26 protein-coding genes and 3 tRNA genes are annotated in these 21,963 nt (G+C 67.2%); 9 read left to right on the top strand and 20 right to left on the bottom strand.

Features of this window, described 5'->3' with window-relative positions:
* Positions 1-27: 27 nt before the first annotated feature.
* Positions 28-1,326, bottom strand: a complete 1,299-nt coding sequence (locus tag WFH32_RS11905; RefSeq protein ID WP_336707584.1) for an MFS transporter — start codon at positions 1,324-1,326, stop codon at positions 28-30.
* Positions 1,323-2,822: an MFS transporter gene (locus WFH32_RS11900; RefSeq protein WP_336707582.1), complete on the bottom strand. Its 1,500-nt coding sequence runs from the start codon at positions 2,820-2,822 to the stop codon at positions 1,323-1,325. Before WFH32_RS11900 ends, WFH32_RS11905 begins: the two co-directional genes overlap by 4 nt.
* A 155-nt stretch (positions 2,823-2,977) precedes the next feature.
* On the opposite strand from WFH32_RS11900, the gene WFH32_RS11895 reads away from it, so the two are divergent.
* Positions 2,978-4,078, top strand: coding sequence for a LacI family DNA-binding transcriptional regulator (locus WFH32_RS11895; protein ID WP_138825600.1), 1,101 nt, complete (start codon positions 2,978-2,980; stop codon positions 4,076-4,078).
* Positions 4,079-4,195: 117 nt separating this feature from the next.
* Here the strand turns inward: WFH32_RS11895 and WFH32_RS11890 are convergent, their stop codons facing one another.
* From WFH32_RS11890 to WFH32_RS11865, 6 genes are all read right to left on the bottom strand, one after another.
* Complete coding sequence (locus tag WFH32_RS11890) at positions 4,196-4,648, bottom strand: MaoC family dehydratase (protein WP_336707581.1); 453 nt, start codon at positions 4,646-4,648, stop codon at positions 4,196-4,198.
* Positions 4,645-5,112: an FAS1-like dehydratase domain-containing protein gene (locus WFH32_RS11885; RefSeq protein WP_336707579.1), complete on the bottom strand. Its 468-nt coding sequence runs from the start codon at positions 5,110-5,112 to the stop codon at positions 4,645-4,647. The genes WFH32_RS11890 and WFH32_RS11885 overlap by 4 nt, the downstream gene beginning before the upstream one ends.
* Positions 5,113-5,143: 31 nt before the next feature.
* Complete coding sequence (gene rpmG / locus WFH32_RS11880; RefSeq protein WP_030151977.1) at positions 5,144-5,314, bottom strand: 50S ribosomal protein L33; 171 nt, start codon at positions 5,312-5,314, stop codon at positions 5,144-5,146.
* Positions 5,315-5,402: 88 nt separating this feature from the next.
* Positions 5,403-5,479: transfer RNA gene (locus WFH32_RS11875), tRNA-Met, on the bottom strand.
* A 63-nt stretch (positions 5,480-5,542) separates the two neighbouring features.
* Positions 5,543-5,615 (bottom strand) — tRNA-Thr (locus tag WFH32_RS11870).
* A gap of 363 nt (positions 5,616-5,978) precedes the next feature.
* Positions 5,979-6,060 (bottom strand) — tRNA-Tyr (locus WFH32_RS11865).
* 159 nt (positions 6,061-6,219) lie between these two features.
* Between WFH32_RS11865 and rarD the strand changes: the two genes are divergently transcribed.
* Together rarD and WFH32_RS11855 are read left to right on the top strand one after the other, a co-directional pair.
* The gene (rarD, locus tag WFH32_RS11860) at positions 6,220-7,212 is read left to right on the top strand and encodes an EamA family transporter RarD (protein WP_442946332.1); all 993 of its coding nucleotides are present in this window, start codon (positions 6,220-6,222) and stop codon (positions 7,210-7,212) included.
* A gap of 114 nt (positions 7,213-7,326) precedes the next feature.
* On the top strand, positions 7,327-7,821 hold the full coding sequence (locus WFH32_RS11855; RefSeq protein ID WP_191796709.1) for a YajQ family cyclic di-GMP-binding protein: 495 nt from the start codon (positions 7,327-7,329) through the stop codon (positions 7,819-7,821).
* Between the two features lie 134 nt (positions 7,822-7,955).
* On the opposite strand, the gene WFH32_RS11850 is transcribed toward WFH32_RS11855, so the two are convergent.
* Positions 7,956-8,288, bottom strand: a complete 333-nt coding sequence (locus tag WFH32_RS11850; RefSeq protein WP_336707576.1) for a hypothetical protein — start codon at positions 8,286-8,288, stop codon at positions 7,956-7,958.
* Between the two features lie 57 nt (positions 8,289-8,345).
* Here WFH32_RS11850 and WFH32_RS11845 point away from each other — a divergent pair, with 57 nt between their 5' ends.
* From WFH32_RS11845 to WFH32_RS11835, 3 genes are all read left to right on the top strand, one after another.
* A complete protein-coding gene (locus tag WFH32_RS11845) occupies positions 8,346-8,600 on the top strand; it encodes a hypothetical protein (protein ID WP_336707574.1) in 255 nt (84 codons plus the stop codon).
* Between the two features lie 126 nt (positions 8,601-8,726).
* Complete coding sequence (locus WFH32_RS11840) at positions 8,727-9,734, top strand: tyrosine-type recombinase/integrase (RefSeq protein WP_336707572.1); 1,008 nt, start codon at positions 8,727-8,729, stop codon at positions 9,732-9,734.
* A 10-nt stretch (positions 9,735-9,744) separates the two neighbouring features.
* Positions 9,745-10,020, top strand: coding sequence for a hypothetical protein (locus WFH32_RS11835; RefSeq protein ID WP_336707570.1), 276 nt, complete (start codon positions 9,745-9,747; stop codon positions 10,018-10,020).
* A gap of 7 nt (positions 10,021-10,027) precedes the next feature.
* On the opposite strand, the gene WFH32_RS11830 is transcribed toward WFH32_RS11835, so the two are convergent.
* Positions 10,028-10,747 (bottom strand): hypothetical protein, encoded by a 720-nt coding sequence (locus WFH32_RS11830; RefSeq protein WP_336707569.1) that lies wholly within the window; start codon positions 10,745-10,747, stop codon positions 10,028-10,030.
* 490 nt (positions 10,748-11,237) lie between these two features.
* Between WFH32_RS11830 and WFH32_RS11825 the strand changes: the two genes are divergently transcribed.
* On the top strand, positions 11,238-12,230 hold the full coding sequence (locus WFH32_RS11825; protein WP_336707568.1) for a hypothetical protein: 993 nt from the start codon (positions 11,238-11,240) through the stop codon (positions 12,228-12,230).
* 117 nt (positions 12,231-12,347) lie between these two features.
* On the opposite strand, the gene WFH32_RS11820 is transcribed toward WFH32_RS11825, so the two are convergent.
* Positions 12,348-12,542 (bottom strand): hypothetical protein, encoded by a 195-nt coding sequence (locus tag WFH32_RS11820; RefSeq protein ID WP_336707567.1) that lies wholly within the window; start codon positions 12,540-12,542, stop codon positions 12,348-12,350.
* A 145-nt stretch (positions 12,543-12,687) separates the two neighbouring features.
* Here WFH32_RS11820 and WFH32_RS11815 point away from each other — a divergent pair, with 145 nt between their 5' ends.
* Complete coding sequence (locus tag WFH32_RS11815) at positions 12,688-12,846, top strand: hypothetical protein (protein WP_336707566.1); 159 nt, start codon at positions 12,688-12,690, stop codon at positions 12,844-12,846.
* Between the two features lie 52 nt (positions 12,847-12,898).
* On the opposite strand, the gene WFH32_RS11810 is transcribed toward WFH32_RS11815, so the two are convergent.
* A complete protein-coding gene (locus WFH32_RS11810; protein ID WP_336707564.1) occupies positions 12,899-13,312 on the bottom strand; it encodes a hypothetical protein in 414 nt (137 codons plus the stop codon).
* A 58-nt stretch (positions 13,313-13,370) separates the two neighbouring features.
* Positions 13,371-16,082 (bottom strand): phage tail tape measure protein, encoded by a 2,712-nt coding sequence (locus WFH32_RS11805; protein ID WP_336707563.1) that lies wholly within the window; start codon positions 16,080-16,082, stop codon positions 13,371-13,373.
* 1,348 nt (positions 16,083-17,430) lie between these two features.
* On the opposite strand from WFH32_RS11805, the gene WFH32_RS11800 reads away from it, so the two are divergent.
* Positions 17,431-17,922, top strand: a complete 492-nt coding sequence (locus WFH32_RS11800; RefSeq protein WP_336707561.1) for a hypothetical protein — start codon at positions 17,431-17,433, stop codon at positions 17,920-17,922.
* Here WFH32_RS11800 and WFH32_RS11795 read toward each other — a convergent pair whose 3' ends face one another.
* The 7 genes from WFH32_RS11795 to WFH32_RS11765 form a co-directional block, all read right to left on the bottom strand.
* Entirely contained in the window at positions 17,923-18,546 is a 624-nt protein-coding gene (locus WFH32_RS11795; protein ID WP_336707559.1) for a hypothetical protein, read from the bottom strand.
* A gap of 467 nt (positions 18,547-19,013) precedes the next feature.
* A complete protein-coding gene (locus WFH32_RS11790; RefSeq protein WP_336707557.1) occupies positions 19,014-19,184 on the bottom strand; it encodes a hypothetical protein in 171 nt (56 codons plus the stop codon).
* A complete protein-coding gene (locus tag WFH32_RS11785; RefSeq protein ID WP_336707555.1) occupies positions 19,181-20,416 on the bottom strand; it encodes a DUF3631 domain-containing protein in 1,236 nt (411 codons plus the stop codon). Before WFH32_RS11785 ends, WFH32_RS11790 begins: the two co-directional genes overlap by 4 nt.
* Positions 20,413-20,643 carry a hypothetical protein gene (locus WFH32_RS11780; RefSeq protein WP_336707553.1) on the bottom strand — a complete coding sequence of 77 codons (231 nt, stop codon included), beginning with the start codon at positions 20,641-20,643 and terminating at the stop codon, positions 20,413-20,415. Before WFH32_RS11780 ends, WFH32_RS11785 begins: the two co-directional genes overlap by 4 nt.
* Positions 20,644-20,734: 91 nt before the next feature.
* Positions 20,735-20,977, bottom strand: coding sequence for a hypothetical protein (locus WFH32_RS11775; protein ID WP_336707552.1), 243 nt, complete (start codon positions 20,975-20,977; stop codon positions 20,735-20,737).
* Entirely contained in the window at positions 20,974-21,753 is a 780-nt protein-coding gene (locus WFH32_RS11770; RefSeq protein ID WP_336707551.1) for a hypothetical protein, read from the bottom strand. Before WFH32_RS11770 ends, WFH32_RS11775 begins: the two co-directional genes overlap by 4 nt.
* Positions 21,750-21,932, bottom strand: coding sequence for a helix-turn-helix transcriptional regulator (locus WFH32_RS11765; RefSeq protein ID WP_336707550.1), 183 nt, complete (start codon positions 21,930-21,932; stop codon positions 21,750-21,752). Before WFH32_RS11765 ends, WFH32_RS11770 begins: the two co-directional genes overlap by 4 nt.
* Between the last annotated feature and the right edge of the window lie 31 nt (positions 21,933-21,963).

The following is a 21,963-nucleotide window of genomic DNA, read 5'->3' as shown; positions in this document are numbered from 1 at the left end:
CCGTCCGGCGGGCAGGACCCGGGGTGCTCAGTGCGCCGCTGCGCCCCCGCCGCCCGCGGCCGTCGGCAGCGGCTTGGCCGCGTTGACGACGAGCAGCCCGATCACGAGCGGCACCGCGATGACCAGCAGCGCCGGACGGTAGCCGCCGATGTGCTCGGCGAGGAACCCGATGAGCGGGGGCCCGACGAAGAAGGCCGAGTAGCCGATCGTCGAGACGACGCTGACCCGGACCGCGGCGTGCGCGGGGTCGTCCGAGGCCGCGCTCATCCCGACGGGGAAGCCGAGCGCCGCGCCCATGCCCCACAGGACCACGCCGACGAGCGCGACCCACAGGGTGGGCACGAGCGTGAACACGAGCAGGCCCACGAACGCGAGGCCCGCGGAGATGCGCAGCACGGCCACGCGTCCGAAGCGGTCGAGCAGGCCCGTGCCGAGCAGTCGCATGCCCGTCATGGCCGTCAGGAAGATCCCGAGCCCCACGGCGCCCATCGCGTCCGACGTGCCGAAGCCGTCGACGACCGCGAGCCCGACCCAGTCGTTCGCCGCGCCCTCGGTCAGGGCCGCGGCCAGGACGACGAGGCCGATCAGCAGGGTCCGGGGCTCGCGCCAGGCCGCGAGGGCGCTCCGCGCGCCCTTCGACGAGTGGACGGCGGTCGCCGGGTCCTCGCCCGCGGCGTCCTCAGCGCCCGACGGCGGCGCGTCGGTCTGGACGTCGCCTGCGGGCAGGAAGGAACGCACGCACCACACGACGCCCAGGAGGCTGAGCGCGAGCGCGGCTGCGAGGTGCCACTGGACGGGCACGGCCGCCAACGCGGCCAGGGCGCCGACGCCGGCTCCCGCCATGGTGCCGAACGAGAAGCCCGCGTGGAAGCGGGGCATGATCGCCTTGCCGAGACGCTGCTCGACCGCCGCTCCCTCGATGTTCATGGCGGCGTCCCAGACGCCGGTCCCGATCCCGAAGAGGAACAGTCCGGCTCGCACGACGTCGACCGAGCCCTGGGACACCCCGGTCACGGCGACGACGAGACCGGCCACGTTGACCGCGGCGAAGAGCAGGACCGCACGCGACGCGCCGATGCGTTGCACGACCATGCCCGCGAGCGGCAGCGCGAGGAGCGACCCGACGGCGGCGAAGAGCAGCAGGAGGCCCATGCTGCCCTCGCTGAGCCCGAGCGCGTCGCGGACCGCCGGCAGGCGCGAGGCCCAGCTCGCGAAGTTGAACCCGTTGAGGAAGAACACCGCGAAGACGGACCAGGTGGCCGCCTGGACGGCTCGGCCAGCGCTCACGGTGCTCTGGCCGGGGAGCGGCGAGGGCGGGGTGGTCATGCGGAGGTCTCCTCGCGTCGGTGGGAGGTCGGGCTGGTCGGTGCGGGCGGAGCCGTCGGAGCGGGGTCGGCAGCGGTGTGCCGTCGGACCGACCGGCGCCGGCGGGCGCGCACGGTCGACGGTACCGGGTGATTGCTTACCACGCGGTCAGACTCCGCTCGCTGGACGTCGGAGGTGTGGCCGCCCTCGCCGACCGTCCGCACGACGCGACCCGGCCCGGGGCCGGGCGCGCCGTCGTCGGGCAGGGGGTGCGACGAGGCGCTCGGGGAGAGCGGCGCGACCTTGGTCGAGAGGAGCACGCTGACGACCATCGCGACCACGATGAGCACGAGCGCGTGCCGCGCCCCCATGGTCTCCGCGGCGATGCCGAGCAGCGGCGGCGCGGCGAGCGAGGCCATCGACGAGAACGCCGAGACGACCGAGACGCGGCTCGCAGCCTGGAGCGGCTCGTCGGACGCCGCGGCGATGCCGATCGGGACCGCGAGGGCCGCCCCCAGGCCCCACGCGAGCACGCCGACCCCGGCCAGCGGCAGGTTGGGGGCAAAACCGAAGAGCAGCAGGCCGCCGATCGAGGCCACACCCGAGAAGCGCAGCACGACGACGCGCCCGTAGCGGTCGATGAGGCGCGTCCCCAGCAGTCGCATGACCGTCATGGCCCCGACGAACGCGCCGAACACCACGGCGCCGACGGCCTCGGTCTGGTCGAACCCGTCGACGACCGCGAGGGACAGCCAGTCGTTCGCGGAGCCCTCGGAGAGCGCCGCGGCCATGATGACCAGGCCGATCAGCAGGGTGCGCGGCTCGCGCCACGCGCTCAGCGCGGCGCCCAGGCGCACGCGCCGCGAGCGCGGGTGCAGGGCGGCGGCGGCCTCGACGCCGTCGGGGCTCGCGTCGCCCAGGCGGCCGTCGACGCGGGGGCGCGGCGGCGTCGCGTGGATGAACAGCGGGATGCTCACGAGGCGCCAGACCGTCGCGACGACCGCCGTGCCCACGAACTGCACGAGGACCGGGACGTCGCCCGCGGCGCACGCCGCACCAACGAGCGACCCGACGACCGCGCCGATGCTGAAGGCCGCGTGGAACTGGGGCAGGATCGTGCGCCCCGTGCGGCGCTCGACGCTCGCGCTCTCGACGTTCATGGGGACGTTGCCGAGCGAGAAGGCCACCCCGTTGAGGAAGATGCCCGCGGCGAGCAGCGCGACCGAGCCCGTCGCCGGGCCGACGCCGAGCAGCACGAGGGCCGCGGCGAAGAAGGCCGTCGAGGCGAGCATGGTCACCTTGCCGCCGAAGCGGTTGACGATCGGGCCGGCCAGCGTGACGGTCATCAGGGCGCCGATCGCGCCGGCGAGCAGCACGAAGCCCAGGTCCTTGGGCGTCATGTCGAGCGCGTCGCGGACGGACGGGATGCGGGCGAGCCAGCTCGACATGGTGATGCCGTTGAGCAGGAAGATCCCCAGGAGGGACCAACGGGCACGGGAGAGGCCGGGGTCGAGCACGGGTCGAATCGATTCGATTCCTGCGTCGGGGGTGGCCTTCGAAACGATTCGAGACATGGGGTCAATTCTGCGGGTAGTCTGGCCGCGCCGTCAAACACCTTTCCGCGCGCCACGCCGGATCCGAGAACGTCCAGAAGACCGGCAGAGGGGCAACGATGACCGAGACCGAGCAGGCACCCAGGCCACCAGGCCGCCCGACCCTCGCCCGCGTCGCCGCGCTCGCCGGGGTGTCCGTCTCCACCGCGTCCCTCGCCTTCTCCGGCGCGGGCCCCATCACCCCCGAGACCCGCGACCGCGTCATGGCCGCGGCCGACGAGCTCGGCTACACCGGCCCCAACCCGCTCGGACGCCAGCTGCGCTCCGGGAAGTCCGGGATCGTCGGCGTCGTGATCGGCGACCAGCTCAAGCGCGCGTTCCGCGACCCCGTCGCCGTCCAGGTGCTCGACGGGCTGGTCTCCACGCTCGGTACCAGCGGCCTCGGCGTGCTCCTCATCCCCGGCATCCCCTCGGACGACCCGTCCCGCGCGGTTGACCCCCTCATCGAGAGCGCAGCGATGGACGTCGCGGTCCTCGTGTGGGGGGTCGGCACCGACGACGCGACCCTCGCCGCCCTCCAGCGCCGCGGCGTGCCCGTCGTGATCGGCGAAGGACGCCCCGTCCCCGGCACGCCGCTCGTCGGCATCGAGGACCGGCGCGGCACCGCCGAGGTCGTCCGCCACCTCGTCGACCTCGGCCACACGCGCATCGCCGAGATCTCGCTCCCCCTCGACAACTCGCGGCGCAGCGGAGTCATCGACGCCGAGCGCCTCGCCCAGGCAGACCGCACCCCCACCCTCAACCGGCTCACCGGGGTGCGCGACGTCGTCGAGCCTCTCATCTCCTGGGAGACCGAGGCGTCGCTCGTCGAGCACGGGCACGCGGCCGCCGTCGAGATCCTCGGCACGTGGGTCCCCGCCGACGAGCGCCCGACCGCGATCATCGCCCACTCGGACCTGCTCGCCGCGGGCGCGATCCTCGGCGCCAAGGAGCTCGGGCTGCGCGTGCCCGAAGACCTGTCGGTCGCCGGCTTCGACGGGCTCGACCTCCCCTGGCTCAGCCCCGACACCCTCACGAGCGTCCATCAGCCCCTCGCCGAGAAGGGCGCGCAGCTGGGGAACGCGGTCGTCGCACTCCTCGCCGGGAAGGAGCCGGAGACCGTCATGCTCGACGTCGAGCTCGTGCCCGGCACCACGACCGGGCCCGCGCCGAGCGCCTGACCCTCCGCCCTCCCACGACGCGGCCCGCGACGCACGAAGGGCGCCTCTCCCCTCCGGGAGAGGCGCCCTTCGACGTGCTGGGGTCGCCGGTACGGCGACCTGAGGCGGCCAGGCGGCCTAGAGGCGGACGACCGCCTGCGCCTTCATGAGGACCTTGGCGCCCTCGAACGTGACCGTGAGGTCGATGCGGACCGTGCGCGCCTCGAGGTCGATCGCGCCGATCGCGCCCGACACCGAGATCGCGGCCTCGCCGGGGTTCGGCACCGGGACCGGGCGCGTGAAGCGCGTCTGGTAGTCCACGACCGCGCCAGGGTCGCCGGCCCAGTCCTCGACCAGCGCGACGGCCGCGCCCATGGTGAACATGCCGTGCGCGATCACGCCCGGCAGGTCCACGCTCTGCGCGAAGGCGTCGTTCCAGTGGATCGGGTTGAAGTCGCCGCTCGCGCCGGCGTAACGGACGAGGCAGGCCCGGTCGACGAGGACCTCACGCGTCCCGACGACGTCACCCACCGCGAGGGCGGAGAGGTCCGGTCGCGTGGTGCCCACCGGAGAGGCGATGTGCTCGGTCATGCGTCCTCCCCGCGGACGACGAGGCTCGACGTGACGGTCGCGACGGGCTCGACGGTTCCGGAGCCGTCCGCCGCCAGGGCGCCGATCTCGGCGCGGGTCGTGACCATCGAGATGCCCGTCCGCTGCGTGATCGAGTCGACGTGCAGCACGGTCACGAGCTCGTCGCCGGCGACGATCGGACGGTGGTGCACGAACCGCTCGTCCGCGTGGACGACCCGCGTGAAGTCGACACGGGCCTCAGGGTCCTGGATGAAGGGCGCCTCGGCGCGCTGCGCGACGATCACCGCGAACGTGGGCGGTGCGATCAGGTCCGGATAGCCCAAACCCCGCGCAGTGGCCACATCGTGGTGCGCGGGGTGGGACGAACCGACAGCAGCGGCGAACTCGCGGATCTTCTCGCGGCCGACCGAGTACGGGGCGGTGGCCGGGTACTCACGACCGGCGTAGTCAGCGTTGATCGCCATGCGTGCGGAGATGCTCAGCGGAGCCGCTGGATCAGCGGGTCTCGCGGTGAGCGGTGTGCTTGCCGCAGCGCGGGCAGAACTTCGCCAGCTCGAGACGGTCGGGGTCGTTGCGGCGGTTCTTCTTGGTGATGTAGTTCCGCTCCTTGCAGTCCACGCATGCGAGCGTGATCTTCGGGCGAACGTCTGAGCTCTTGCTTGCCACGGTAGTGCCACCTCTCGCGCCTCCGGAGGGCGCTACGTGCTTGCTAGGCCGCACGGCGCCGGCCGCCGTACGGTGTGTTGTCAGGAAGTGGTAGCGGGGGCGGGGCTCGAACCCGCGACCTCACGATTATGAGCCGTGCGCTCTGACCAGCTGAGCTACCCCGCCGCGTGATGAACGCGGGGTCGTGTCGCCAGTATTCCAGCGAGACGACCCCGCGTCACTTCACAGAGCCCCGAAAGGGAATCGAACCCTTGACCTTCTCCTTACCATGGAGACGCTCTGCCGACTGAGCTATCGGGGCAGCGGTGAAAAGATTACACGGGTTCGGCCGTGGTGCGAAATCGGCCTCGACGACCACCCGAAACCCCAGTGATCAGGCCGATTCTGCGGCCCGTGCGAGAGCGGGACCCTCGCTCTGCGGACGTGCGCCGGGCGAGCGGAACCGGTCCGACATGTCACGACTTCACCCCCCGGCTGTCCGCACCGCCCGCGACCTGGGGGCGCCCCGGAGGTGCACCGGAGGCCGACCGCCCGCGGTCGGCACCGCCGTCGGGCCGGCGACCTGGCCCCTGAAGTGCCCTGGTGACCACACGCCCCCCCTCACGTCGACCCCCGGAAACGCGAACGAGGCGCCACCCGATGGGTGACGCCTCGCTCGATCGCGTGGCAGGTGAGGGATTCGAACCCCCGAAGGCTGAGCCGTCTGATTTACAGTCAGATCCCTTTGGCCGCTCGGGCAACCTGCCGTGCTGGGTGATGAACTCTCGATCCGTGACGACCGGGCCGCACCAAGGCGCAACCAGCGGGCGCTTCCGAACTGCGGGAGCGTGGCAACAGTACAGCGAATCCGGCCCCGGAGGAAAATCGACCCCTCACGATCGGCCCTCACCCGCTTACAGTGGACCGTGAGCCAGGCCCCCCAGCACCCCGTGAACGACCTCTCCGCGCCACCGGACCCCTCCCGTCCGGGCGCTCCGGGCACCCCCGGCGCGTCGGCCCCGATCGACCGCCTCGGTGTGGTCCTCGGTGCGAGCGCGTACTTCCTGTGGGGCGCGATGCCCCTCTTCTTCCCGCTGCTCCAGCCGGCCGGACCGCTCGAGATCATCTCCCACCGCGTGGTGTGGAGCCTGCTGTTCTGCCTCTTCCTGCTGCTGGTGATGCGCAAGCTGCCCGCGTTCCGGGCCGCGTTCCGCGTGCGCCGGACCGTGGGGCTGCTCGCGATCGCCGCGGTGCTCGTGGCCACGAACTGGACCGTGTACGTCTACGGCGTGCTGTCCGGGCACGTGCTCGACGCGGCCCTCGGGTACTTCATCAACCCGCTCGTCACGGTGCTGCTCGCGGTGCTCGTGCTCAAGGAGCGGCTGCGCCCCGCGCAGTGGGTCGCGCTCGGGATCGGCACCGCCGCCGTGGTCGTCCTCACGATCGGCGTGGGCCGGCTCCCGTGGATCGCGCTGACCCTCGCGGCCTCGTTCGGCCTGTACGGCCTCGTCAAGAACCGCGTCGGGCGCGACGTCGAGGCCCTGCCCGGCCTCGCGGTCGAGACGACGCTGCTGTTCCCCGTGGCGCTCGGCTACCTGGTCTTCCTCGGGATCACGGGCGAGGGAACGTTCGCCGCCGAGGGCACCGGTCACGCCCTCCTGCTCGCGTCGAGCGGCGTCGTCACGGCCCTGCCCCTCCTGCTGTTCGGCGCGGCGGCCCGCCGGCTGCCGCTGAGCCTCGTGGGCATGCTCCAGTACCTCGCACCCGTGCTCCAGTTCCTCGTCGGGCTGCTCGTGTTCCACGAGTCCATGCCGCCCGCACGGTGGGCCGGCTTCTCGCTCGTGTGGCTCGCGCTGATCGTGCTCAGCGTCGACGGCCTGCGCGCGATGCGCGCGTCCCGGCTCGCGGCTCCCCGCTGACCGCGGCGGGGGCCGCCGCCGGATCACCCGGTGCCGTGCCCGAGGCGACGCCCCGGGCACCCGCCCACTACCGTTGACCCCAGACCACCCCACCTACCGCGTCAGGAGAGCACCGTGGCCGATTCATCGATGGACATCGTCAGCAAGGTCGACCGCCAGGAGGTCGACAACGCCCTCAACCAGGCGATCAAGGAGATCCAGACGCGCTACGACTTCAAGAACATCGGCGCGTCGATCGCCTGGAGCGGCGAGAAGATCGTCATGATCGCGAACTCCGAGGAGCGCGTCCTCGCGATCCTCGACGTCTTCCAGACCAAGCTCATCAAGCGCGGCATCTCGCTCAAGGCGTTCGACACGGGCGAGAACGAGCCCAAGCTGTCGGGCAAGGAGTACCGCCTCGAGGGCGTGCTCAAGGAGGGCCTCGCGGGCGAGAACGCGAAGAAGGTCACCAAGATCATCCGCGAGGAAGGCCCCAAGGGCGTCAAGACCCAGATCACGGGCGACGAGGTCCGCGCGACGAGCAAGTCGCGCGACGACCTCCAGGCCGTCCAGACGCTGCTCAAGGGTGCCGACCTGGACTTCGCGGTGCAGTTCACGAACTACCGGTAGCCAGGGGCAGGCCAGTATCGACAGGGCCGGAGATCGTTGGAATGTCAGCGATCTCCGGCCCTGGTTGCGTTGGCTAGCAGGTGCGCCTTTCACGACTCCTGCGGACTGGCTGCGGACTGCGCCGCCGTGTGCGGCTACTTGCGCCGGCGGTTCCGCGAGCGTTCTGTGCGCAGCATCGAGTCGGACGGGGCGACTGCCGTGCGGTCGCGGAAGATCTCGACGCAGTGGTCGTCGAACTTGAGGAGCGACCCGACGCGGTGATGCGGGAGGCTCTTGGCGTTCTTCCGCACCCAGGACTCCGACACGTCGAGCTGCTCTGCGAACCAAGCTGGACCATGGAATGTCAGGGTAAGTCTCGTAGGTTCCTGGGTATCGCTCTCGCCGGTTTCCATGTCGGGCAGCGTTGCACGGTTGTAGACCCGATCAAAGCCCCAGTTCGCGGCACGATAGCCGTTCGGGAACTTCAAGATCCGTCTGGACGCGGTTGGTGCGATTCTCTACAAAACCACCATATCCTTCACGCCATGACGAGAGCAGAGACCCCCAAGCAACACTTGACCGTCGTGGAACTGGCCGAGCGGTGGAAGCGCCGCCCCGAGTGGGTGCAGCAGAACGCCCGCTCGTTCTTCGGCTTCAAGATCGGCCGCGAGTGGCGGTTCGACCTGACCGACATCGAGTCGTACGAGAACCGTCGAAAGCGGGTCGACCCGATGGCACCAACGGAGCTCTCGGCGAAGCGGCAAGCCACCAAGGAGCGGCGCGAACGCGGAAGTTGGTAGGAGATGCCCAGCCTGCGCACCCGCGCCCTCCTGGACGGTTCAACGTCCTACACGGTTGCTTTCCGATGCGGCGGCAAGCAGACGTCGGAGACCTTCCGCGACGATCTTGCGGCAGCAAGGGCATTCATGCGTGACGTCGAACGGCTCGGTGCGGAGGCGGCCAGGAAGGTGAAACGCGCCGACGATGAGCCGGTCGACGAGGCACTGACCGTCTCCCAACTGCTACGTCACCACCTGGACACCCTGTCAGGCATCACTGAAGGGACACGCCGGCGCTATGAGTTGATCGCCCGAGAGACCGACGGGTACCGCATCTCGAGGTTGCCCCTCAATGGAGTCTCCCGAACGGATGTGGCGTTGTGGATCCGGGAGCTCGAGCAGACTGGCAAGAGCGGCAAGACCATACAGATGCGCCACCAGCTGTTGTCAGCTGCCTACAGAACTGCCATCGACGACGAGCTCGTGATCCGCAACCCTGCCCGAGGCGCCAGGATCCCCCGCACCGAGCAGCGGGAGCGGACGTTCCTCACGCCGGAAGAGTTCATGCAGTTGTACGCAGTCATCCCCGATGAGTGGCGGCCGCTCATCCACACGCTCGCCGGCACCGGCCTCCGGTTCGGTGAGGCGACGGCCTTGAAGGTCTCTGACCTGTCCCTGAACGACCGCGTACCGTCACTGCGGGTGGCGCGCACCTGGACTTACATCGATGGCACGGCGCGCAAGACAGGCGCTCCGAAGACTGCTTCAGGGCGAAGGGCCGTAGCGCTAGGGGCTGGTCTTGCAGCGCACCTCAGGGAGCACACGGTCGACCGTGAACGAGACTCGTGGGTGTTCACTCGCAAGGATGGTGTCTTGCCGATCGTCCAGGCGACCCTCTACTCGAACTGGCGGAAGTGGATCGCCGCCGCTGGCCTCGAGAAGAGGCCACGCGTGCACGACCTGCGCCACTCGCACGTCGCGTGGATGCTCGCGGCCGGGAGACCTCTGGACCAGATCAGGAACCGCCTCGGTCACTCGTCGATCAAGGTCACTGTCGACACGTACGGCCACCTGATGCCCGGCGCGGATGAAGAGATGGCGGCAGCAGCAGGGAGGGCTATCCCTGACGCGTTCGTTCCCAGGAAGCCAATTTAGACTCGAACACATGTTCGATCCCTACATGCCTGTGAACTCCGAGATGCCGCCCAAGGTCCCCCTCAAGCCACAGGGTAGCCGGCCGGTCATCGCGCGCATGCTGTGGCTCGACCGCGAAGAGTTCACCCCGGGACGTGCGATCCGCTGGACCCGCACGCACGTCATGGTCTCCTGGCTCGCAGACCCAGCCGACCCTCGCTCCGAGCTCTCCTGCTGGTTCCGCGCCGACGACGTCTCCACACACCTACCGAAAAGACCGCGATCAGCACGTGGCGTTGTCTCATGACGACGGTCTAGAACCGCAGCCCCTTGTAGTCAGTGGGCTGCGCGGCAAGCCTGTGCCGAGCGCTTCCGGTCTGATCGACCCACGTCCTCAGTTCGGGGCTCACGGACGCGATCACGTACAGGATGTCCTCGTATCGAAGCGCCGTCTTGTGCTTGTCCCGATACAGAGGCTCGTGGTGCATCACGCGATTCCGGAGGCGTCGCACGCCGTCGACCAGCTTCCGGAAGCCGTCGCGATCCCGGCGGTTGTAGGGGAAGCCCCGCCGCAACGCAGGCTGCCACAGCTGCCGCTCGAAGCTGTACCCCTCGGGTCCATCCCCTAGGAGCCCCGTCCAGAAGCCAAACTCAAGCGCAGCGACGACGTCGCACGGAAGCACTGGGCGCCCGCCTTCGCGCGCGAACTTCTTGCGCAGCTTCTCTTGGACGTCCCTCAAGGAGTTCTCTTGGTAGGTGGGGAGTTCGACGCGAGCATCCTCCCACCAGTCGTCCCGGCCGAAGTGCGCGCTGAGCGCCCCCTGCATCGCGTTGCGGACGACGATCTCCGCCACGTTGAGCGGGCCTAGCAACGACGCGGCCAGAGACAGGTTGTACGAGTAGAGCGTGATCGCGTCCACTCCCCGTGCGGTGGCGTCAGTCTCGTAGGGCGCGATCCGCTCCGGGGACAGGTGCGTGACCAGGTGCGGCACTGCGTTCAGGCGGGCCGAATGGGCCGGGTCCACGGGGAGCATGTGACACACGGTACTCGCTGACCGGCTTGCGAAGCGCTCGGATCTCGGTATGCTCTACCCATCGATGCGATGTGCACACCCAGCCAGGCGGGTCCACAACGCCTAATGCGTCTGGCCAACTGAGGGACCCGATTCTATCGGGTCCCTCAGTTGCGTCCGGAGGTAGTCACCTCGAAGAGTGACTACATGACGCAAGTCACCGCAGCACCCCCAACCTGGCCTGCGTCATCTGGCAACGACGAAGCGACTCGGGCTCGCGGACAGCGGTCTGCGGGTTCACATTTCGAGGGCGGCAGGCGACGCGTCCAGTGTCGGCCACCGCTGCGCGAGGCTCTACTCCTTGGTGGCTGAGGACTGGGCGATGTACGGCATGTACCGTCCAAGTCCCTCGCATAGCCGGATCGTACATGGCGGCCAATCGTCACTTGACCGCGTGAACTTCACCCCGTCAAGGACTCGAACACCCGCCAGTTTGCGCAATGATCTCCGCATGGAACTACTCAACGTGGGCGCACTGCCTCGCCCCGAAGACCTCGGAAACTTGAAGCGGCTCGCCGACTTCGGCGCGCCGAACATTATGGGCGACTACACGGTCACGCTTCGATGGATAGAAAGATACAGCAAGGAACAAGAAGCAGACCTGCCCAGTAAATCACTACAAGCGGCGCGGGACTTTTGCGAAGAAATCTACTCCGACCTTTCCCGCGTCGAGATGTTCGATCAGCTCGCGCACGTCGACGCGGCCCATCATGCCGCACAAATTGCCGACGCATTTCGGAATAACCGAGAGTTTGCGCTTGCGCATCTGCGACCTCAGGTTGCGCACGACAGGATTGAGGCCGCATCCATGGCCCAAGACATCGCGACTCTCTGGCGTTCCGCGGAGAAGCTCCATGAGAACGCAAAGGCTCTCGAAAAGCACGCGGAAGAGCTCGTCACGAAAGCCGAAATCGCTTCGGGCGCAACGGCCACGAGCACGATCGCGCATTTCTACTCAGATCAAGCAACCACTCACGGCTTGGCTGCTCGCAGGGCCCTTTTGGTAATGATCACCTTGGCGGTGACTCTCGCCCTAGTGGGCATCGCACTATTCTGGGTTCTTCCTGCGACAGACTGGAAATGGGCGGGCATGCCGGATAGTTCGAATGAGGCAGAAGTTTGGAGCGAGTTCGCTCGCCAACTGCTTGCAAAGGTATTCATACTTGGCTCATTGTCCTTCGGCGTCGCCTTCGCATCGAAGATCTACCGAACGAATAGCCACTTGCAGGCGGTGTACGAGCAGAAGGCGAAGGCCCTACAGACGTTCAAGTTGCTCGTTGACGCTGCGGGGGACGATGCGAAGGAACTAGTCCTCGCGGAACTCGTGCGTGCGGTCTTCACCTCAGCCGACACCGGGGTGCTTGACAAGGCCACCGAGCATACGATCGTGGACAGCGCTGCAGGGATGGCGGCGATCCTCTCACGCTCGCCACGTCCTTCGTAGTTGAACCACCTGGCCGCGCGTGTCCTGGCTCACAGGCCCAGCCGACCCTCGCTCCGAGCTCTCCTGCTGGTTCCGCGCCGACGACGTCTCCACACACCTACAAAAACGTGTACAGCCCTAAACAGGATCGCCGTTGTCGTGGGCACGAAGCTCGGCAACTCGCTTGCCCTCGCCCAGCGAGAACGTGCCAACGATGGCGTCATAGTGGTCGACGAGTTCGTAGGACCCATGGCCAAGCCTGCGAAGGATGTAGACCTTGTCGTTCTTGGTGGTTAGTTTGTGGTCACCGTTCGGCTGCTCTTTCCATCCCATACGCCCAGAGTGCCCCAGTATCGGACCCGCCGCCAGGGTGCTGCGGGTGAAGTATCGCTGGCGCCCTGGTACGTGAGTGCCTGGCAGGCCTAGCCTCTGGGCCACGGCTTCCATCAGGGGGAGCCCAAGCGGCAAAGGAGCCGACATGGCAAAGGTCAGCGCATACCACTCCACCAACCCCTCCGACCCGGACGTCTACCACGACCACTCGGACTGCCCGCCCGGAAGCCAGATCCCTGCCCACAACCGCGCGGCCGGCAAGGGTGGCTACGACCGCTGTAAGAAGTGCGAGCAGATGGACTAGCGGGGGAACGGCGAAGGCCCCGATCTCCGGACCGGGAGGTCGGGGCCTTCGCTTATTGGAGGTACTGGATCTGTTCCGGTCGCACGTACTGCCCGAAACTGTGCGCGAGCCAGCGGTTCGAATCGTAGTAGACCATGGTGAAGACTCCAGCGAACTCTACGACGGACTCCTCCTCCACCCAATACCCCTCGACGACGTTTGGGATCACGCCAATGTATGCAACGAGATTCTCAGCACCAAGGGCACGGCTCCCTCTTGAGACAATTCCGGGCTTAACGATCGACTTGAGCGCGCCGCGGACCTCGGAGAAGTCGCCCCAGCCTGGGGCTGACTCCGGAGTGACAAGTTGATCGAGCGAACCTTCGAACGACTCGTCCGCGAGGCCAGCGAAGAGCAGTCCGGCCACTTGCGCTGGCTCCTGGAAGAAGAGCCAGAGTTCGTCTGGTGTAATCGACTCGTCGGTCATTGGATGAATCCGTCCTTATAGGGGGCTGCTGCTACTGCCATCTTGACAGTCGCCTCTGTCACGGGGCGCCTCCGATGCCGTAGAGCGCCATCGTGTCGCGCTGCTTAGTCACGACCCGGGAAGCGATCTGCTCCGCGTAACCACGCGCAACAAGACCATCCGCAGAGATGGTGTTGTTGATGGTCGGGCCACCGCCCGTCGCTGCTGGGCCGATCGCGTATGACCACGCAGGCGGGGCCACGTACGCAGGCGGCTGAGCCTGCATGGCCCGTGCCGTGTCCGACGCGTTCAAGATCGTCCCCGACCGTGCCGGGACGAAGATCTCCATGCCCTCCTCGCCAACCAGGTACGGACGACCAGCGACCACTGGACCGCCCATCGCTCGAGCTTCCATCGGGGTGCCGCCACCGGGGTTGCCGCCCCGCGTGACGACATCGATGTACGCCGTGAAGCGCCTGTTCTCCAAGCTCTGCCACAACGCCCGAGCCGCAGCCATCGCCGGACTCGTATCCGCGTCCACGATGATGTCGTTCGGGCGCGTCTTGTTGATCTGCCCCGCGAACTCATCACCAGACGCACGCCCCTTACGCTGGTACAACTCCACAACCTGCTGAAGCTCGCCATCGGACATGTCGTGCAGCAACTGAACCTGCGCCGCGCCCTCCGGACCCAACTGCATCAACTCATCGATCATGTTGTTCGCAGCCGTGCGCATATCACCAGTCATGGTCGTATTCACGCGCGACGACAGGTTCGTCATGTTCGCAGCCCATGCCTCCTGCGCCGCGACCTGAGCCGACAACGAACCGATGTAGTCCGCCGCCGATACAGACACGCCGTCGTAGAAGTCCTCCCACGAATCCTCAGAAGATGACGTTGCATCCGCAGTCGACGTTGCAAGCTCGATGTTCTTATCGATCGCACCCTGATACGCCTCGCCAAGGTTCACGAACGACGAGTAAATCTCCGACGTCGCATCAATCCACTCCTGAGACGCAGCAGCAGAAGCCTCAAGCTCCTTCGTGAACGCAGCCGTCGCCTCAGACGCAACACCAGTAGCAACACCAGCAGCCTCGTTCGCCGCGGCCGCCAGCTCGGTCTCTGTCTTACCGTTCGCGATCGCCCGCGCGTTGTCATCCAGGAACCCGCTGAAATCGTTCATCAGCTGACCGCGCGTACCGACGGCCTTCTCGAAGAGGTTGCCCTCGCTCACATAGTCGGACGTTGCCTGCTTGACCCGCTCAATCGCGTCCGCGTTGCCCTGCACGTACCCCTGAAGATCCTGGAACGACAGCCCGAGCTCGTCGGCGACGCCCATGAGGTCACGTGACCCAGACATCCACGACGACGACGCCTCGACGAGGTCCGTGTTGAACTTCTTAACGGTCTCGTCGGTCGTGTTGCCGAGCTCGTCCAACGTGTCCTTGTACTCATCCGTACGGGCACGAGCCTCAGCAGCCTTCGACGCCCACGCCGTCAACCCAACCGCAGCGATCGCGATTGCGCCGCCGATGGCCCCCGCGGACAGCGCGGCGGCCTTGGTCGAGACACCGAGGGCGTTCGCAGCGATGCGCGCGTTGTTCAAGCCGATAGTCAGCTTGCCGACCCCGGCGACCCCCAGTGCCACCAGGCCGCCACCACCGACAAGCATGGTCGTCGCGTTCAAGATCGGCGCCGGCAGACCACCGATCGCGTCCACGGCCGCATCCGCGCCCTGAACGATGCCGCGGAGCATGTCGTTCGCCGCCGAGCCGCCGTTGATGAACGCCGTCTCGAGGGAACCGCCCAGGCCTTCAAGGTCACCCTTCAGGTTGTCCAGCTTCACGCGCGCCGTCTCAGCCGCGTACCCCTGGTCATCAACAGCCGTGATCCAATCGCGGATCCCAGCCTCACCGTTCTGGTAGATCACACCAGCCGCACGCACGGCATCGGCACCGAAGATCGTCGCCATCGTCGCGTTACGCTGCGCCGGCGTCATCGCGCCAAGGGCGGTCGTAAGCTGCCCCGCGAACTCCGCCATCCCGACGAAGTTCCCCGACGCGTCATACGCCGAGATGCCCAGCTCGGCCATCAGCCCAGCGGCCTCACCCGAAGGCGCAGACAGGCGCTGAAGCATCGTCTTCAGAGACGTACCCGCGTCCGAACCCAGCAGACCCGCCTGAGCAAACGCCGCCAGCGAACCCGTCGTCTCCTCAATCGACAGACCCGTCTGAGACGCGACCAGACCGGCCTGGTTCAGCGCCGCCCCCATGTCGGAGACCTCACCGTTCGCCTTACCAGCACCCGCCGCCAGCAGGTCAGCGATGTGCGTCACGTCCCGACCCGACAGACCAAACTGAGCCATCGCCGTCGACGCGTACTGCGCCGCATCAGCCACCGACAGCCCACCAGCCGCGGCCAGGTCCAGGGCGCCGTCCAGGCCACCACCAAGGATGTCCGCGGCCGACAGGCCAGCCTTTGCGAGCTCCTCGATCGCACCGGCAGCCTCGGTCGCGGAGAACGACGTGTCAGCGCCGGCCTGGATCGCAGCCTCACGCAGCTGTTGGATCGACCCGCGCGCATCGTCACCAGTCGCCGCCACGTTCGACATGGCCGCGTCGAAGTCCATGAACGTCTTCACGGCCAGGCCAGCACCAGCCGTCGCCGCCAGACCAATCCCACCCAGCGTGTTCGACAGGGTGTTGATGTGCTGCTCGTTCTTCGAGATGCCATCCGACAGCCGGTTCCCGAAGTCCGACGCCGCCGTAGACGCCGTCTTGAACCCGTTCACCAGGCCAGTCACACTCGCGTCAAGAACAATTTTGATAGTCCGGTCCGCCAAAGGGACCACCTGCTTTCACCGCCCATTGGGCATGAAAACGGCCCACCGGTCAGTTCCGATGGGCCTGGCTTGTAAAGCTATTCAATTGTCAGCATCGCGCTGTCTCCACGCCAGAGCGTCGCGCTCCGTCGTGCTTTCATAGGTCCGAGTGTCGCTAGCGTGCTCGCCTGAGCCGGTTGCGTGACGAGGACGAAGTGTCAATGCCCGCTTCCCGCGCGCGGCGATAATCGATCAGCTCCGCCCAACGGGGATGCATGAACCCGTTCGCCACGCACCAGGCCTCCCGGAAGGCTTCAAACCGCGCCCATGCAGGCGCTTCCTGCAGCGGTTCCCCTCTGGGGCATTGGACCGCCAGGCCGAATGCTGCGGAGAGCGCGGCCACTTCGCGGGCGTCCTCCCACGCCGGGTGATCTCGCGAACCCAGCGCTTCTGGGACCCCGCCGATCACAGGTGCTACCAGGCGCCGAACCCGGGCCACTAGGCGCCCCGAACCGCTGCTTGTGCCGCTCCCCAGCGGACCCTAGCGGCGGCACCAGCAGCTAGAGCGCGTCCTGTCGGCACCGCCTGTCCGTCCTCGTCAGGCAACGCCAATGCGGCAATCAGCCTGTGCAGGACTAAGCGTTGCCCCCGAGCCTCGGTCAGGGCGGGGTGGACGACGGGCTGTCCAGTCGACCCGGTCGCCATCGCGCCATCTGTGGAGATCGCGGCGGCGAGTAGGTCGAGACTGTCGAGCGTCCGGCACGCCTCCTCCAGGAGAGCGAACTCGGCGTCAGTGAACTCATAAGCCGCTGTTGTAGCCCTCCAGAAGCGTTTGCCGCGCCCCCTGAGACCATCGGGCGCACGTCGCCTGGCGTGCGCGTCTGTACTACTCATGGCTGTCTTCCTCTCTAGTGACACAACAAACTGAGCGCGTGGCATCTCCGCACTACCGAGCGCCCTCACCGGCGGTCGGGTGGTGAGGGGGTTTGGGGTACCCCCCTGGGGTAGTTTGTGCGCCCCTCGATGTCGGGCTTCTCCGTTTCGCAGGGTCTTCGTACGATGGCATGTCGCGGGCTTCGGGCGCGGCTTCACATTTGTGTTACTCGTCCTCTGCGGCCACCGTCACTGCGGTTGCATGGCAGGCACTCGGGTCCTGTCCATGTGGCACGGTCCTCACTGTGTCCGAGGTCCCAGGGTTCGGAAGGGTCGAGCTCGCGTCCGCATCGTGCGCAGTGCACGACGGTGCGAAGGGGTGGATAGGAGGCCGGTTGATCCCGGGCGCCACCGCCTGTCAGTGGGGTGTGCTTGGCTGTGCGGCATGACCAGCAAAGAACATGCGAAGTACGTTTACGACCAGCTCATGACGGCGTTCGATGCACACGGGGGGCGGCTCAACGGTGGGCGTATCCCCCGGTGGAGGGGCGAGCTCGCGTCGTCAATCGCCCTGGCAACTGCAGGCGAGGACATCGAGCACCTTGAGACCCGCTTTGAGATCGAAGACGATGCCAACGGATGGGTGAGGGGCGCGGTGGTCACCGCGAATCTCGTGGTGAGTTTCGAGTTCGCGGTGACCTCCGGTAAGGATGATGCGGAATTCGTCGTACAGACCCGTGCCCTGAGCTCCATTGAGCGAGTTGACGTCCGCGCAACCTTTCCCCCGAACGATGGCGAGGGCGTCGTGCTGTGGCCGGGCTTCCCGACCGCGACCCTAGTTTTCGGTGACAGTCACACGGTCCGCCTGGGCCGGGGGTCCTACGACCCCAAGTCCCTCCTGTCAGTGATTCAGCGCCTGCCCGCCCTGCTCTCCTAGCTACCAGCCGTGGCGGGCGTCATCTTCGGTTGAGCGTCCGGCGGCGAGGTCTGCGATGGCTGGGTCGCTGAGTGATGCGAGTTCGGTCGGCTTGATGACGGCGTAGGACATCGCGGCGCCGATAGTGTGGGCGATGTTGGGTTCAAGGTTTCGGAGTTCGCCGATCTGCGCTTCGACGTTGGTCCTGGTCGCTGCGTAGGTGTTGAGGACGTCGTACCAGCCATCTTCGTAGGCGCGGTGCGCGATGGCCTTCGCGAGGTGGTCGTCTCCGGTGCGGCTGGCCTGCTCGAGGAGTCGCTGGGCCTCGCGGGGGTCCGTGAGTGCTGTTGCTCGGTCCTGGGCGTCGCGGAGGGAGATCGCGGCAGTGGGATCGGCGGTGGTGGTGAGGCCGAAGAGGCTGCTGGTCAGCGTGTCTCGGCGTGCGTCGGCGTTGGTGGTGGCGTCGTTCTGGAGCTTGGTGACGGTGTCGCGGGTGCTGATGTAGGCGGCTGCGAGCTTCTGTCGGCGGCCGGTGTCGGAGAGTGTGGGGTCGGTGCGGATGGTGACGATCTGTCGCTGGTAGGTGTCTACGGCTTCGATGGCCTTGAGTTCCTGGGGCGTGTTGCCGGCGGTGATGGTTGCCATGGTGTTTCTCCTTTTCGCGGCTTGGCCGCGTGGTTGTGGCTGGGTGGTGTGCGCCCGATGGTTGCTGGCGGGCGCACGGTGGTTGGGTCTAGTTGATGGGGGTGAGGTTGCCGAGCTCGTTGACGCGCCAGACTCGGAGGCCGCGCTTGTTGGCGAGGGCGATGAGGGTGGGCAGGCTCGTGCTGGCCGGTTCCTTGGTTGCGGGCGTCGTACTTCGGCGGGGCGTGAGTCGGCATGGTGTGCAGTACCAGTCGCCGCGGGCGGAGGCGGGTCGCCCGCAGTTTCGGCAGAGTCCGGGGGTGTGGGTCATCTGGTGCTCCGTTCGAGTCGGGTTGCCCCGCAGGTGGGGCAGATGTGGAATGACCACCCGCGGAGTGATGCCGGGGTGGTCGTTGGTTCTGGGGTGTCGCAGCCGTAGCGGTGTCGTGTGCCGTGTCGGTCGACGGCTTCCGGCCGGGTCTTTGTGGTCATCGGGGGTCCCTGTTCCTCTCTCGTGGCGGCCGGGGCCACCGCCTTTTCGCTTCCCAGGAGAAGGCGTTCAAGTACTCGTCCAGGGCTTGGAGCTCGTCGTCCTGCATGTTCTCGGTGGCCCATGCGAGGCGTCGGAGGCGGCGTGCGAGCCGCTGGTTCTCGGTCATGCCGCCGCCTCCTCGCAGTTCGGGTGCCGCTCTCCCACAGCCGGGTCGACAGGCTCGCCGCAGACCACGCACGCGGCGCGGTGTAGCGCTGTAACCGATGTAACCGAGGAATCGCCTGACTGCCGGGCATCGGCGGTGAGGTACCGACCCCACGCATCTGCGAAGTCACTCGCGGCGTAGCCCTTGAAGACCCGCGAACCGTCACGGAGTGACCTGGGCCCGATCTCGTACTTCTTCAGGAGGAACGAGAGCTTGCGAGACTCGAGCGGCTTGCCTTTGAGGTCGGCCCATGGGGACTCGTCGAGATCGAGAAGCCCGTCCAGCAATTCATCGGTCGCGAGCCTGTCGACTTGCTGCGCGGCGAAGACCTGCCGAATGTCGCTGAGCAGGAGTAGCCCAAGGCTCGGCGGACGCTGCCGGGACCGGTTCACAAGGGTGACGGCAGCCTCGCGCGAGCGAGAAGGCCAGTCCCCTCCCGCTAGGTCTGCGACCGCGAGCAGGGCTTCCCAGACGTCCGCGTTGCGGTCCTCCACGCCTTCAGGCATCTCGGGCCAAACACCGCCCACGCGGTCGGCAACCGATCCCGCCCATTCCTCAATGGAGGCATATAGGGCCTCTGCATCAGGCCCACAGGTTCGGAGCCGCCAGGGCTCGACCCTCTCCCCCGGGCTTCGACGTCGCATCCGAACGACTACCGATCTGGTCATGATCGTGTCAGGCAGGTCGTCGAGGCCCGCTAGGGCAACCGCGGCGTATGACGGGAGTTCCTCGGTCATGATCTCCTTCCCACGGATAACGCATCGGCCGGCGAGCGCTCCCTTCCTGTGTCCGGCGTTGAGCATGCCGCGGAGCTCCTCGTTGTCCTTCGCCTTCGGGCCGAAGATCGTGTCGATCTCGTCGAAGAGGATGGTCGGAGCCCCCTCAGGGTCAGAGACCTTCCTGAACAGGTAAGCCGGGGTTGCGTTCACGGCATGTACTGGACGCGGCACGAGGGGTTCCGTGACCTCGAGCGCCCGCGACTTTCCAGAGCCGGGCTCTGGTGAGAGGAAGGCGATGCGGGGCGTCGACTCCCAGGTGTCCATGAACCAGGTGTGTGCGATCCAGAGGACGTGTGCGACCCGCTCGTCCTCACCGGGATAGACCACGAAGCGAGAGAGGAACCTCTCGACAGCGTTGAGCACACGCGCGCCGTCGGATTCCTCGGTTACATCGGTTACACGGTTACGCATCATGCCGTCACCGCCTTGATGCCGCGGGCTTCCATGAGTTCGCGGTGCCGGGAAGCGCGCGCGTGCTCTCCTCGCTTGGTGGCCAGTTCGTCGACTGGCGAGCCGAGTCGGTGAATGATGGCGACCACCGTCGCGTGTGACTCCTGGTACTCGGCTTCGAGCTGGCTACGGCCGATCTCGATGCCGTGAAGCAAGCCGGATTCGTACCACTGCTGCTGATCTTCGGTCACGCGTCCTCCTGTAAGGCGCTGTCCGTGGGCACGCGAAAGGCCGGCGTCCCGTTGGGGAGACCGGCCTTAGGCGGGGTTCAGTTGTTAGTTGTCAGAGGGCGTGCGAGGCGTGGTTGCGATGCCTGGAACGGAGCGGGGCGGGCGGCTGCCAGAACTGTTCCTCGGGAACTGCGAGGTCTCGGCGGACGTCCTCGACGATCTCCGGTTCCCACGGAACCTTGTCCGTCATGCGGGCAGAGAACTCGTCGCCCGCGAGGCCGACCGAGATCGCTACCCAGATGTGCATCTGGTCGCGGTCGTGGATCCACGCCCGGATCGTGTCGGACGTGTTCATGCCCGGTCCTGGTCGAGCCGTCGCTTGATCTCGGCGAGCTGTGAAATGGCACTCTCGACGTCCTCGACACCGAGGCTTCCAACAGTGCACTCGATCTCGGCCGGCCCAGGGTTGATCTGGCCCGTCACCGGGTCGCGGGAGTCGACCCGGAATGCCTGGAACCACGCGGTGCGGAAGTGGTGGAAGCGGTCGTCAGTGTCGCCGGGGACGTTGGCCGCCTCCCACTCGTCGGCGCCGTCGCACCAGCTCGGGTGCTGGGGCAGCGTGGCGATGTCACGAACCGTGGTGGTGTCACTCTCTCCTGTGTGAGTGACATCTGAGATGATGGTCATGGTTCTTCCTTCTTCCGGGTTGGTGGAACACCTGCCCTCGGAGCGACTGCCATCGCTGCCGGGGGCATTCTTCTTGGCTAGCCGCGGCATCGCAGCTAGTTCGTCGAGGTTGAAGGTCGCGCGATCACCAGTACGGTCTGGGAGATCGTGGACACGCCGCCTCGACACCCTCATCTGCCGTTCCCCCGCCGCGCGCCCCAAACGGTCGCCCGCCACAGGTGGCAGGACGGCCCTCTCGCGTGCAATCTCCTGATCGGTGCGAATCTCTCGCGCAAGCTTCCGAGCCTTGGAGATCGACCATTCTGGGAAGCGCTGGGTCAGTAGCCGGATGGCGTCGTTCTCCGTTGCCGCCCGATCCACCGCGGCGACGATCGGGCCGAGGTGGAGTTCTCCCGACCTTTCCGGCTGGACAGCGGCCGGCAGAGCGGGATGGAGATCGGTCACGAGGCCTGCTGGTACTGCGCCTCGACCCACGCCAGGACGTCCGCCTCCTTGTAGACGACCCGGCGGGGGCCGAGACGGAACGAGGCGGGTCCGGTGCCGCAGTGTCGCCAGTACCGGAGCGTGCCTTCCGGTAGGCCGAGAAGGTCGGCCACCTCGACTGTCCTCAGGAGCTTCGTCATCTGTCTGTTCCCCTCTTCGCACCCGGTACCA

Origin of the sequence: Oerskovia sp. USHLN155 (assembly GCF_037145535.1) — a bacterium.
Lineage (GTDB): Bacteria > Actinomycetota > Actinomycetes > Actinomycetales > Cellulomonadaceae > Oerskovia > Oerskovia rustica.
Note: the sequence above shows the minus strand (reverse complement) of the source record. Positions and strands in the feature narration are given on the sequence as shown.